The organism is Streptomyces ossamyceticus (genome assembly GCF_001418475.1).
Lineage (GTDB): Bacteria > Actinomycetota > Actinomycetes > Streptomycetales > Streptomycetaceae > Streptomyces > Streptomyces ossamyceticus.
The window spans coordinates 1-12,396 of the sequence record NZ_LIQX01000506.1; the positions used below are offsets into that span (position 1 = coordinate 1).

Annotated in this window: 9 protein-coding genes and 1 pseudogene; 6 read left to right on the plus strand and 4 right to left on the minus strand. The window is 73.4% G+C overall.

Annotated elements, in window-relative coordinates; translation table 11 throughout:
• Nucleotides 1-162 precede the first annotated feature (162 nt).
• The 3 genes from AOK15_RS31155 to AOK15_RS31165 are packed head-to-tail and all read right to left on the minus strand — an operon-like array spanning nucleotide 163 to nucleotide 3,353.
• The gene (locus AOK15_RS31155; RefSeq protein WP_055521693.1) at nucleotides 163-1,425 is read right to left on the minus strand and encodes a sugar ABC transporter permease; all 1,263 of its coding nucleotides are present in this window, start codon (nucleotides 1,423-1,425) and stop codon (nucleotides 163-165) included.
• Nucleotides 1,426-1,439: 14 nt separating this feature from the next.
• Nucleotides 1,440-2,213 (minus strand): ATP-binding cassette domain-containing protein, encoded by a 774-nt coding sequence (locus AOK15_RS31160; RefSeq protein WP_063799076.1) that lies wholly within the window; start codon nucleotides 2,211-2,213, stop codon nucleotides 1,440-1,442.
• Between the two features lie 48 nt (nucleotides 2,214-2,261).
• Nucleotides 2,262-3,353 (minus strand): sugar ABC transporter substrate-binding protein, encoded by a 1,092-nt coding sequence (locus tag AOK15_RS31165; protein ID WP_055521687.1) that lies wholly within the window; start codon nucleotides 3,351-3,353, stop codon nucleotides 2,262-2,264.
• A 308-nt stretch (nucleotides 3,354-3,661) separates the two neighbouring features.
• Between AOK15_RS31165 and AOK15_RS31170 the strand changes: the two genes are divergently transcribed.
• The 5 genes from AOK15_RS31170 (at nucleotide 3,662) to AOK15_RS31190 (ending at nucleotide 10,402) form a co-directional block, all read left to right on the plus strand.
• The gene (locus AOK15_RS31170; protein WP_055521688.1) at nucleotides 3,662-6,196 is read left to right on the plus strand and encodes a SpoIIE family protein phosphatase; all 2,535 of its coding nucleotides are present in this window, start codon (nucleotides 3,662-3,664) and stop codon (nucleotides 6,194-6,196) included.
• Nucleotides 6,193-7,278 (plus strand): substrate-binding domain-containing protein, encoded by a 1,086-nt coding sequence (locus AOK15_RS31175; protein WP_055521689.1) that lies wholly within the window; start codon nucleotides 6,193-6,195, stop codon nucleotides 7,276-7,278. Before AOK15_RS31170 ends, AOK15_RS31175 begins: the two co-directional genes overlap by 4 nt.
• 363 nt (nucleotides 7,279-7,641) lie before the next feature.
• Nucleotides 7,642-8,352 (plus strand): M48 family metallopeptidase, encoded by a 711-nt coding sequence (locus AOK15_RS47540; protein WP_240508683.1) that lies wholly within the window; start codon nucleotides 7,642-7,644, stop codon nucleotides 8,350-8,352.
• Nucleotides 8,322-8,792 (plus strand): hypothetical protein, encoded by a 471-nt coding sequence (locus AOK15_RS47545; RefSeq protein WP_240508684.1) that lies wholly within the window; start codon nucleotides 8,322-8,324, stop codon nucleotides 8,790-8,792. Before AOK15_RS47540 ends, AOK15_RS47545 begins: the two co-directional genes overlap by 31 nt.
• A 113-nt stretch (nucleotides 8,793-8,905) precedes the next feature.
• The gene (locus tag AOK15_RS31190) at nucleotides 8,906-10,402 is read left to right on the plus strand and encodes a glycoside hydrolase family 3 N-terminal domain-containing protein (RefSeq protein ID WP_055521694.1); all 1,497 of its coding nucleotides are present in this window, start codon (nucleotides 8,906-8,908) and stop codon (nucleotides 10,400-10,402) included.
• Nucleotides 10,403-10,524: 122 nt separating this feature from the next.
• On the opposite strand, the gene AOK15_RS31195 is transcribed toward AOK15_RS31190, so the two are convergent.
• On the minus strand, nucleotides 10,525-11,556 hold the full coding sequence (locus AOK15_RS31195) for a glycoside hydrolase 5 family protein (RefSeq protein ID WP_420876999.1): 1,032 nt from the start codon (nucleotides 11,554-11,556) through the stop codon (nucleotides 10,525-10,527).
• A 271-nt stretch (nucleotides 11,557-11,827) separates the two neighbouring features.
• On the opposite strand from AOK15_RS31195, the pseudogene AOK15_RS31200 reads away from it, so the two are divergent.
• A pseudogene (locus AOK15_RS31200) lies at nucleotides 11,828-12,396 on the plus strand (ATPase); the annotation flags it as partial.

Genomic DNA, 12,396 nt, shown 5'->3' on the forward strand with positions numbered 1-12,396 from the left:
CGTGCAGAGACGTGTTCAGAACGGTCATCGACGTCCTCCCCGATGAAGTTGATGCGTATGGAGCAACGAATTGAGCGATACGCAACATGGTCGGGGCGTGGCGGGGCCCGGTCAAGGGTGCGTCACGAACACGGGCGCACGCCGAGCGCGGCCCCGGCGTCGTCACGCTCGTCCGTGTGCCTCCTGCGAGCGGCGTGAGAAGGAGTCGATGACCACGGCGGCGAACAGCACCCCGCCCGTGATCATGAACTGGACGGCGACCGGTGTGTCCGTGATGGCCATGCCGGAGGCGATCGACTGGATGACCAGCATGCCCAGCACCGCCGACCAGGTCGTGCCCCGGCCCCCGAACAGACTGGTGCCGCCGATGACGGCCGCCGCGATCGCGTTGAGCAGCAGCACGCCCGAGCCGGAACTCTGGCTCACCGACGTGATGCGGGAGGCGAGGAACAAGCCGCCGATCCCGGCCATGGTGCCCGACACCGCCAGTACCGCCGTCTGGACGCCGGCCACGTTGAGGCTGGCGCGCCGCGCGGCCTCGACGCCGCCGCCGAGCGCGTACACCTGCCGCCCGTAATGGGTGCGGCGGAGCACGATGTCGAGGCCGGCCACCACCACCAGGAACACCAGCAGGGCGAGCGGCAGCCCCTGGAAGCGGTTGAGGACGTAGGCGATGGCGAACGCCGGCACCGCCACGACGCCCGTGCGCACCGCGATGCCCGTGAACGAGCGGTGCGGCATGCCGACCGCCATACGGCGCCGTCGGTCCTGGTGGGCGGCGGCGAACACCATGACGGCGCTGATCGCCGCCACACCGTAGGCGATGGCGTCATGGCTGAGGTAGTAGCTGGTCAGCTGGGCGACGATGCCGTCCTCGCTGAGGTTGACGGTGCCGCTGGTGCCCAGGATGTAGAGCATCAGCCCGTTCCAGGTGAGCAGGCCCGCCAGCGTGACGACGAACGCGGGCACCCGGGTTCTGGCGAAGGAGAAACCCTGGACGGTGCCGGCGGCGGTGCCGGCGAGCACCGCGATGACCAGGGCCAGCCATTCGGGCACACCGTTGTTCACGTTCAGGACGGCGAAGACGGCGGCGGCGAGTCCGCTGATCGCGCCGACCGACAGATCCAGCTCGCCGATCAGCAGCACGAAGACGATGCCCACGGCGATCAGCCCCGTGCCCACGATGTCCACGCTCAGGTTGGACAGGTTCCGGGGCGACAGGAAGTTCTGGTTGAGGATCTGGAAGGTGATCCAGACCGCGGCGAGGACGAGGACGACGGGCAGCGAGTTCAGCTCGCCCGAGCTCAGCTTGCGCCGGAGGACGGCGAGCCCGCGCTCCGTCGCCCCGGCGACGGAGCGGCCGCGTCTCGGCTCACGGGCCTCGGTGTCGGACCCGGTCGGCTCCGTCCGCGCTTCCTCCCGCATCTCGCGCATCCCCCTCACCACCCCGCCTCGGGGGCGGCCACCCGGCGGGGCACGTTCTCCGTGGCCCCGGTGATGCAGGCGATGATCTGTTCCTGCGACGCGGTGTTCACGTCGAAGAAGCCGTTGTTGCGGCCGAGGCGCAGCACGGCCGCCCGGTCCGCGAGCGCCTTGACGTCGCCCATGTTGTGGCTGATCAGCAGGACCCCCAGACCCCGGTCGCGCAGCTGGTCGACGAGGTCGAGGACCTCGTTGGTCTGCTCCAGGCCCAGGGCCGCGGTCGGCTCGTCCAGGATCAGCACACGGGGCTCGCCCAGCAGGGAGCGGGCGATGGCGACCGTCTGCCGCTGACCGCTGGACAGCGCGACGACGGGGGCGCGCAGATCGGGGATGCCCCGGGTCAGCCGGTCCAGCAGATGCCGGGTGCGGCGCTCCATCTCCACCTCGTCGAGCAGTCCGAACCGGCGGATCTCCCGCCCGAGGAACAGATTGCCGACGACGTCGAGGTTCCCGCACAGCGCGAGGTCCTGGTAGACGGTGGCGATCCCGAGATCACGGGCGTCATGCGGGCGCCTGATGTGGACCCTGCCGCCCTCCCACTCGATGACCCCCCGGTCCGCGGGGGCCACACCGGAGATCACTTTCACCAGGGTGGACTTGCCGGCCCCGTTGTCGCCCAGCAGGGCCACGACCTGTCCGGCGTGGATCTCCAGCTCGACGTCCTTGAGGACGTCGACGACGCCGAAGCGCTTGCACACACCGCGCAGCGCCAGCAACGGGGGACTCGGCACGGGCAACCATCTCCTCACCGGGGCGCGGGGCCCGGTCATGACCGGCTGTCAGGTCAGGCCGACCTGTTCGCAGGCGGCCCGTACGGCGGGGGTGCAGATCTGCTCGACCGTGTAGGCGCCGTCCTTCACCAACGTGTCCTCGATCGTGTCGGCGGTCACGGGTATGGGGGTGAGCATGACGGCGGGCACCGTCCTGCCGTCGGTGGTGACGGAGTCCGTGGCCACCTCGTCGAGGTTGTCCCCGCGGGCCGCCGCCACCGCCATGGCGGCACCGGCGGAGGCCTCCGGCGCGAAGGGCTTGTACACCGTCATGTACTGGTCGCCGGTGACGATCCGCTGGACGGCTCGCAGTTCGGCGTCCTGCCCGGTGACCGGCGGCAGCGGCTCGACCTTGTTCGCCTTGAGGGCGGCGATGCTGCCGGCGGCGAGACCGTCGTTGGCGGCGTAGACCCCGTCGATGGACTCGGCGCCGAGACTGGCGAGGGCGCTGGACATGTTCATGTGCGCGGTCTCCATCCGCCACTGGGCGGTGTCGTACTCCTTGCCGATCTTCACCTTCCCCTGGAGCACGGACAGCGCGCCCTTCTTGAACGCCACCGCGTTGGGGTCGCTGAGATCGCCGTTCATCATGACGATCTGGCTGTCGTCCGCGCTCTCGCCCATGGCCGTCAGCAGGGCCTGGCCCTGGAGCCGGCCCACCTCCTCGCCGTCGAAGGAGACATAGCCCGAGATGGGGCCCTCGGCGAGCCGGTCGTAGGCGATGACGGGGATGCCCGCGTCCGCCGCCTTCCCGACCGAGCCCGCGAGCGCCTTGGAGTCCACGGCCACGAGCACGATGGCGTCCACCCCTCGGGTGATCATGGAGTCCATCTGCTCCTGCTGGGCTGCCACCTCACCCTTGGCGTTGCCGTGCTCGACCTCGCAGTCGGCGCACCGCTCCTTGATCTCCCGCTCCAGCAGCAGCCTGTCCTGCGTCTCCCACCGCGCCGTGGTGGAGTCCGGCAGCAGCAGGCCGATCGTCGTGGCGTCGCTCCCGCCCGAGGCGTCGTCGGAGGCGTCGTCGGCCCCGCAGGCACTGAGGACGACGGCCGTCGAGACCGCGGTCACCGCGGTGGCCGCGTCCCGGATGCGGGCCTTCATGTGACTGACCTCCTCGCCCTGCGCCGCGTCGCCCCTCACCGCGCGCGCGGGGAGGCTCCCCTGTGCGCCGCGGTGTCGGGGATGTGTGTCCGGTCGCGGAGCGGCGCCACCGGCTTCGGGACGTACCGCGTGGAAGCGGCGGGGCGACCACGTCGTCAGTTTGTCACCGGCCGCGATGTTCTGCGAATGCTGAGCAGCCGACCTCTACGCCCGCCCGTTCTGTCCGGTTGGTTCGTATATGCGATTCTGGTAGGTGAGTGCCTGATCTTGTCAGGGCTCGCGGCATGGACGGGAGGAAGGTTGCGGACATGCCCCATGACGGCCCTGTCCAGGCCGGAGTCTCGGAGCGGCGGGTGTCCGGGTACGGTGCCGCCCGCACCCGCTACCCCTCCCTGCTGCCGGAAGCCGCCGCGAGCGAACGGGCACTGACGTTCGCCGGGACGGCGCTCGCCGCCGTCTACACGGCCGGCCCCACGGACACCGAACTCCGGCTGGTGGAGACGACGGGGCGCGCCACCGCCGCGTACGCGCCGCCCGACCGGCTGCCCCTGAGCGGCGGCTCCGCCGTCGCGCACGCCATCCGCACCGGCCGACCGCTCTGGCTCGACGCCCCGGGGCTCGCCGGCTACCCGGAGGGCCGGCCGGTGCCGCCGGACACCCGCGCCTCCCTGGGCGCCCTGCCCCTGAGGACCGAGGGCGGCCGCCGGGGCTGCCTCGTCGTCGTGGGACCGTCGGCCGCCGGGTTCGACCCCGAGCAGCGCGGCTTCCTCGGCCGGTACGCCGACGCCGTGGCCGACGTCCTGCGCGCCGGGGACGGCGGTGCCACGCCGACGTCACCGCTGACCACCGCCCTGCGCGGGATGCACGTCGGCTCGTTCACCCTGGTGCCGGACACCGGTCTCATCGAGGCGGACGAGACCCTGCTCGACCTGGTCGGGATCACCCCGGACGAGTTCGACGGCAAGGTGGACACCCTGCTGGCCCACGCCGTCCCGGAGGACATGCACGCCCTGATGTCCGTCGTGGAGCCCACGACCCAGGCGGTCGAGCGGCGGGAACTGGAGTTCCGGGTCCGCTGCCCCACGGGAGGGATGCGCTGGCTGAGCCTCGGCTGCCGGGTCCTCGCCGGAGCCGACGGCCGGCCCGAACGGGTGCAGGGCATCGTGACGGCGACCTCCGAACTCCGCCGCAGCGCAGACGACGTCTCCCGGATCCAGTGGCTGACGGCGGCACTCGACGACGCCACGACCGTCCGCGACGTCGGCCGGGTCGTGGTCAGCGCGCTGCGCGAGCCGCTCGGCGCCGACCGGGTGGCGCTCGCCGAACTCCAGGGCGACCGGCTCGTGGTGACCGTGCTGGACCCGCCGCAGACCACCTACTGGCCCGAGAGATGGCGGGCCGAATGGCGTACCGAGTGGCCCGAGGCACCGATCAGCGCGCTGCCCACCCTCAAGACGGCCCTGCGGGACGGACGCATGGACCTGTGGCCGGCCGGCACCGAGTTCGAACCGGGGCTCCTGGGCGTCGGCGACGGCGGACTCGCCGTCCTGCCGCTGCCCGCCAAGGGCCGCGCCGTCGGCGTGTGCCTGATCGGCTGGGACCGTCCGCACGAGTTCGTCCCCGACGAGCGGGCCCTGCTCACCGCCACCGCCGCGCTCGTCGGCGACGCGCTCAAACGCGCCCAGGCGCACGACGCCGAGCAGGAACTCGCGACGATGCTCCAGCGCAGCCTGCTGCCCCGGCGCCTGCCCGACCTGCCCGGCGGTATCGCCGTCGCCCGCTATGTGCCCGCCCGACAGGGCCTCCAGGTCGGCGGTGACTGGTACGACGTCATCGCCCTCTCCGAGGACCGGGTGGCGCTCGTCATCGGCGATGTCCAGGGCCACAGCGCCGGAGCCGCCACGATCATGGGCCAGATGCGTACGGCGGTCCGCGCCTACGCGGTCGAGGGCCACCCGCCCGACGTGGTCATCTCGCACGCCAACCGGCTCCTCGTCGGCATGGAGACCGACCTGTTCGCCACCTGCTGCTACGCCGAACTGGACATGGAGGAGGACAACATCCTCTTCGTCCGCGCCGGACACCTCTCGCCGCTGATGCGCCACCCCGACGGCCGCACCGAGGAGGTCCTGGTCGAGGGTGGGCCCCCGCTCGGCATCCTCGCGGACGCCGAGTTCCCCATGACGGCCGTCCCCATCGTCCCCGGCGCGGTGCTCGCGCTGGTCACCGACGGCCTCGTCGAGGCCGCCGACCTGCCCCTGGACGAGGGCATGCGCCGCATGTGCGCCTCCCTCACCGTCGCCGACCCGGCGGACCCCGGACGGGTGGCCGACGCCCTCCTCGGCGACTTCGGCCCCCGCGAGGACGACGTGGCGCTGCTGCTGCTGCGCTACGACGGGATGCGTACCCGGCCGGTCAAGGCGGGCTGGGCGGTGTGGCGGCTGCCCGACGCCGTCATGCACGCCCGCCGCTTCACCGCGCGCACCCTGCGCCGGTGGCACGCCCAGGAAGTGGCCGACGCGGTCCTGCTGGTCGTCTCCGAACTCGTCACCAACGCCCTGGTCCACACCCAGGGCCCCGTACGCATCGACCTCACCCTGCGCGGCGACCGGGTACGGGTCTGCGTCAGCGACTCCTCGCCCCGCGCCCCGGCCAAACCGGTGATCGTGGACTGGGAGTCGACCGGCGGGCGGGGCCTGATGCTCGTCGAGGCGATGTCCGACTCCTTCGGCACGGTGCCGGTGGCGGGCGGCAAACAGGTGTGGAGCGAGATCGTCGTACCACGACGCGACACGGCCTCCGCGCACCCGGGGACCCGAACGGAACCGAGGGACCTGTCATGAGAACACGTACGGGACAGGCCGGGGCGGCGGTCGTCACCGCGCTCATGGCGATGTCCATGGCCGCCTGCGCCGGGGACGACGCGGCGGACACGGACGGCGGCTTCACCGTCGGTCTGCTCCTGCCGAGCGGAGCCATCCCCCGCTGGGAGCACTCCGACAAGCCGCTGATCGAGAAGCGGATCAAGGAACTGTGCCCCCGCTGCACCCTTCGCTACGCCAACGCCGAGAACGACGCGACCCGCCAGCGTGACCAGGTCACCTCCATGATCACCAAGGGGGCCAAGGTCCTGATCCTCGACGCCGCCGACACCCGGGCGATCCGGTCCTCGATCCAGGAGGCGGACCGCGCCGGCGTCCCGGTCGTCGCCTACGACCGGCTCGCCGAGGGCCCGATATCGGGGTACGTCTCCTTCAACGGCGCACAGGTCGGCAGGCTCCAGGGCGCGGCCCTGCTGAAGGCGATGGGCCCCGACGCGCGGGGCGGGACCGTCGTCATGATGAACGGCGACCCGGCCAGCCCCAACGCCGCCTGGTACCGGGACGGCGCCCTGTCCGTCCTCAAGGGCAAGGTGAAGATCGGCAGGGAGTACGAGACCCAGGGGTGGAGCACGGACAACGCCCACGCCAACATGGACGCCGCGATCGCCGCCCTCGGCCCCCGGCGCATCGACGGTGTCCTCGCGGCCAACGACGCGATCGCCGCCGGAGCCGTCTCCGCCCTCAAGAAGGCCGGCGTCAGCGAACTGCCGCCGGTCACCGGCCAGGACGCCGACCTCGACGCCGTACGGCGCATCGTCGCGGGCGAGCAGACCATGACGGTGTACAAGCCCTTCCAGGCGGAGGCGTCCGCGGCGGCCCGAATGGCCGTCGCCCTGGGCCGCGGCCAGACTCTCGACGACATCGCCACCACCACGACCGACAGCCCCACCACCGAGGACATCCCCACCGTGCTCCTCGCGCCGACCCCGGTGACGATCGGCACCATCGAGCCGACCCTCGTCGACCACGGCGTCTACACCGTCGACCAGATCTGCACCCCGGCACTCCGCGCCGCCTGCGACCGGGCGGGACTCACCTCCTAGGCCGGTCCCGCCGAACCCGTCCCCGCCCGCGGGGGCCGGATCAAACTCGCCTTCTGTGCAGGGGGTGTGAGGACCCTTCAGTAACTTCCCTTCCCCTCTTCTCCCACCGGCCCCACGGGTACCACGATGTCCCCACGGGAGCGGCGATGACCTGCACGGCGGACGGCCACGGCCCCCGGTCACGGCGACCCCCGACCCCACGTGCGAGCGGCATGTGGTGAGCGCGCCTTCCCGTGGGGACGGGGACTGCGCGAGCGACGGGCCCGGTGCGCCACGCACCGGGCCCCTCGTCGTCGGGCGCATGGTCGGGCGCCGGCGCGCGGTACGCGTTTATCATCTCCGCAGTCGACGGGGGAGGGCGCAGTGGGGCAGACACAGGCGCAGACACACGTGGCGGACGCGGTGGGGACCGCGCCGCCCGGCAAGGGCAGAGCGGCCACGGTGGCCGCCTACGGCGTCGCGTGCGCGGCGCACCTCATCGTGGCGGGGCTGGTGATCGGCGGCCTGACCCTGGTCGTGTTCGGCTGGGCGACGATCGTGCAACCGGTGATCGGTGTGGTGCTGCTCGGTGTCGCCGCACAACTGCGGCCCCGCCTCGGCACCCTCGCGTCCGACTGGCCCACCCTGCGCCGCGGACAGGCCCCGGCGTTGTTCACGCTGCTGGACGCCGTCGCGGACGAGCTCGGCGAACGCCGCGTCGACGCCGTACGGATCACCTCGGACTTCGCCGTCCGGGCCTCCTCGTACGGCGTCCGGCGCCACCGGGTGCTGGACATCGGGCTCCCGCTCTGGGTGACGTCCCGCCCGGAGCAGCGGGTCGCCGCGCTCGCCCAGGAGTTGGCGTACTGCGGCGGTGACGTCCGGCGGGGCACGCTGGTCGGTACGGCGCTCACCTCCCTGAACGGCGGGATGGAACTCACGGCGGCCCGTGCCGAGGCGCCGGCGGGCATCTGGACGGCGGCCCCCGGCGCCCATCACGCGGACGAGATGTCCGAGGCCACCCGCGACTTCAAGAAGCGCGGCCGGATCGTCAACTACGTGCTGTGGATCCCGCAGTTGGTGATGAAGGCCTGACCCGGGCGCTGCTCCGGCTCACGGTCCCGGCGGCGCGGTACGCGGAGTTCAGGGCGGACGCCGAGGCGGCCCGGATCGCCTCCACGCCCGCCGTGGTGGCCCTGCTGCGGGACCGGCGGTCGGCCGACAGCGTGTGCACCGAGACGCACCGACTGGCCGTCGCCACCCGCACCTTCGGCCGCGGCGAGGCCGTGCGGAACGCGGAGCGGGACTTCTGGACGAAGGTCGCCGACCACGCGGCCACCCTGCCCGACCGCGCGCCGGACTTCCCGGCCGACGCCGACGCCGACGACCCGCGCGTCGCCCGGCTGTCACAGGAGACCGGGCGGCCCGCCACGGTCACGCTCGGGGCCGCGGAGACCGACGCCGTCGAGAGCGAACTGGAGGAGGCGCGCCGCATGGTGGCCCGCAAGGTCATCCAGGAGTGCGTGCTGCGCTGAACCGCCCACGGGGACACCGCCGGCGGTTGTTGCCTGTCCGCCACCGGCATCGTTGGTTGAATTATTCTTCTCGATGGTTGACGTGCGGCTCGGCGAGCCAGAGTATGTCGGGGGTGACGCACTCCGCCGCCGGGCCCTCCGGCCCGGCCCTCCCCGCGGTCCTCGACGAGGCGGCCCACCGCTGCCTCGTCGCGGGCTTCGACGGTACGACGGCCGTCCCCGACACCCTGAAACGGCTCATCGACCGAGGGCTGGGCGGGGTCATCCTGTTCACCCGGAACATCCGTGACGCCGACCAGGTGCGCCGACTCACCGACACACTGCGGGAGTCGCGCCCCGACCTGCTGATCGCCATCGACAACGAGGGCGGCGGCATCGGCCACCTCGTGGCGGCCGGCGCCCCCGAGGTGCCCGGCTCCTGGGCCCTGGGCGTCGCCGACGACCCTGCCCTCACCGCGGCCTGCGCGGACGCGCTGGCCGGACACCTCCTGTCGCTCGGCATCACCGCCTCCTACGCGCCCGTCGCCGACGTCCAGAGCAGGCCCGAGAACCCCATCGTGCGCACCCGGGCCTTCGGCACCGACCCCGACCTGGTCTCCCGCCACCTCCGGGCCTGGATCACCGCCACCGAGGCACGCGGTGTGGCGTCCTGCGCCAAGCACTTCCCCGGGCACGGCGGGACCGTCACCGACAGCCACCACGCACTCGCCGTCGACCCGCGGCCCTACGACCGGCTCGACCTCGCCCCTTTCCGTGCGGCTGTCGACGCGGGCGTGCCCATGCTGATGAGCGCCCACGTCGTCTTCCCGGCCCTCGACCCGGACCGGCCGGCCACCCTCAGCCCCCGCGTCCTCGCGGAGCTGCTGCGGGGCGACCTGGGCTTCGACGGCGTCCTGGTCAGCGACGCCCTGGAAATGAAGGCCATCGCCGACCGCTACGGCGAGGCGGCCGGGGCACGGCTCGCGCTGGCGGCGGGGGCGGACCAGGTCATCGTCGCCGTACCCGACCTGGAGGTCACCCTCGCCTGCCGGGACGCCGTCCTCGACGCCCTGGGCTCCGGCGAACTGGCCGAGGAACGGGTGAAGGAGGCGGCCGAGCGGGTGCGGCGGCTCGCTCTGCGCTACGCGGCGCCGTACCGACCCGGCGCGGTGACCGGATGGGACGCGGACGCCGGACTCGCGGCGGCGCGCCGTGCCGTACGGAGCGGGCGCGGCGCGCTGCCCCGACCCGTCACCGGAGCCCATGTGGTGGATCTGTTCCCGCCCCCGCACCCGGCCCTCAACTGGGGCGGCGAGGACCTGCTGACCGAGATCCGCGCCCTCGACCCGACGGCCACCGGGACGGCGGTCGCCGGGGAGCCGGCGGACGCCCGTGCCGTCGCCGGGGAGGTGGTGCGCGCCGCCGAGGGGCGGCCCCTGGTCGTCGCCGTGAGCGACGCCGGACTGCACCCGTGGCAGGGGCGACTGCGCGACGGGCTCCTCGCCCGACGCCCGGACGCGCTGCTCGTGTCGACGGGACTGCCCGAGCCGGGCGACACGCTGTGCGCGTACGGGCGCGGGCGCGTCAACCTGCGGGCGGTGGCGGAAGCGCTGACGGGCCGGACGGCGTGAGCGGCCGGACGGCGTGAGCGGGCGGGCGACCTGAGCGGGCGGGCGGCCTGCGCGGGGGCCGCCGTTCCCATGGCGGCCGTCGAGGGGCGGATGCCCCGGCGGGCCCCGCCCCCTCTCGCGTCTCAGCCCGTCCGCACCAGCTCCGTGATGCCCCGCTCCTTGAGGTACGCCGTGTCCTCCGCGCGGTCCGCGAGGACCACCGCCGGGCGGGCGCCCTCCTGACGCAGACGCATCCACGCCTCGAAGTACGCACCGCCCGGCCCGGAGACCGACCGGGTGGACGGGGTGCAGTCCAGGACGACCGCGGTGGTGCGGGCCGGGGGAGCCGCCGGGGTCGCGCGCAGCTCGGCGACCGTGGCGGACAGGGCCTCGGCGATCGGCTTCGGACGGCCCGAGGAGTCGAACAGGCCGAGCGTGTACTCCAGCTCCGGGAAGTCGGCCAGGGCGCGGTCGACGTCGTGGGAGCACCACCACGTGACCCCCCACAGCCCCGTGCAGCCGGCCGCGTTGCGCAGGGTGGCCCGGGCGAAGTCGGGGGCGTCCGCCGCCGGGATGTGCGGTTCGGGCGCGCCCGTCTCCTGGACCCACACGGGGCGCGCCGGGTCGAGGGCGTAGGCGGCGGCCAGCTCCGTGCCGTACTCCGCGAGATGGTGGACCTGTGGGGAGCGTGGGCCGTAGCGGCGGGCGCAGTCGGCGGAGAACACCCACGGGTGGACGGTGGTCAGGTCGCCCTTGCGGGCCGACGCCTGTGGGGTGAAGGGATGGTCGTCGCCGTACCAGGCCGCGTCGTACGCCGAGTGCGTGACCAGGCCGCCGTCCGCGCCGAGCCCCTCGCGCGCCGCCGCCAGCAGGGTGTCCAGGTAGTGGTCCACCTCGGTCACGGTCACCGGGTTGTGCTCGACGAGGTTGTTCAGCTCGTTGCCCAGCTGGAGGCCGAGGAGATTGGGGCGGCCGGACAGTGCGCGGCCCAGGGTGCGCAGCAGGACCGCCTGGGCCTCGACGGCCGCCGGGTCGGTGAACACGTTGCGGTGGTGCCAGGAGCGCGTCCACTCCGGGTAGAAGTCGAAGCTCGACAGATGGCCCTGGACGCCGTCCACGAGGACGTCCAGACCGCACTCGGCCGCCAGGTCGACCAGCCGGACGAGCTGGTCCACCGCACAGGCGCGGACCAGCGCGCGGTTGGGCTGGAGCAGGGGCCACAGGTGGAAGACCCGGACGTGGTCCAGGCCCAGTCCGGCGATCTGCGCCAGATCCTCGCGGGCCTGTCCGGGATCGAAGTCGTGCCAAACGTGGAACCAGCCGCGGCGTGGGGTGTAGTTGACCCCGAAGCGGAGCGCGGACGCGGGCGGGGGCGGCGTGTCGATGGCGTCCTCCTCAGGAGACGGACCTTGTCTGCGGCGAATGTATCAACCACCATGGACGACAATGAATAGTGATTTGAACCAAGGGTCCGGAGTCGCGGAGGATCTCGTCGTCGGCCTGGACGCCGGAGGCACCCGCACCCGTGCGCTCCTCGCCGGGCTGCGCGACGGTCGACCGCGCGGCGAGGGCACGGCCGGTCCGGGCAACGCGCTCACCGTGCCGGGCGCGGAACTCGCCGACCACCTCACCGAGGCGCTCGCGGGCGCCGTCCCCGAGCCGCTGCGCGGCCGGGTGGTCGCCGTGGCCGGCGGGTTCGCCGGCGCCGGCCACAGAGGACAGGGCGCCGACGAACCGGGCCGGGTGCGCGCCGAGGCGGCGCTCGCCACCGCGCTCGCCCGGCTCGGCATCGCCGCCGCCACGGTCGGCGTCCACAGCGACATCGAGACCACGTTCGCCGCCGCGCCGGGCCACCCCGCCGACGGACTGGTCCTGGTCGCGGGCACCGGCGCGGTCGCCGCGCGGATCGCCGCACGCACGCCGACCGCCACCTCCGGCGGCGACGGCTGGCTCCTCGGCGACGACGGCGGCGGCTTCTGGATCGGCCGCGCGGCCGTACGGGCCGCGCTGCGGGC

Coding starts and splice junctions, on each gene's coding strand:
- AOK15_RS31155 (WP_055521693.1), bottom strand. CDS start 1,425: ATGCGGGAGGAAGCGCGGACGGAGCCGACCGGGTCCGACACCGAGGCC.
- AOK15_RS31165 (WP_055521687.1), bottom strand. CDS start 3,353: ATGAAGGCCCGCATCCGGGACGCGGCCACCGCGGTGACCGCGGTCTCG.
- AOK15_RS31170 (WP_055521688.1), top strand. CDS start 3,662: ATGCCCCATGACGGCCCTGTCCAGGCCGGAGTCTCGGAGCGGCGGGTG.
- AOK15_RS31175 (WP_055521689.1), top strand. CDS start 6,193: ATGAGAACACGTACGGGACAGGCCGGGGCGGCGGTCGTCACCGCGCTC.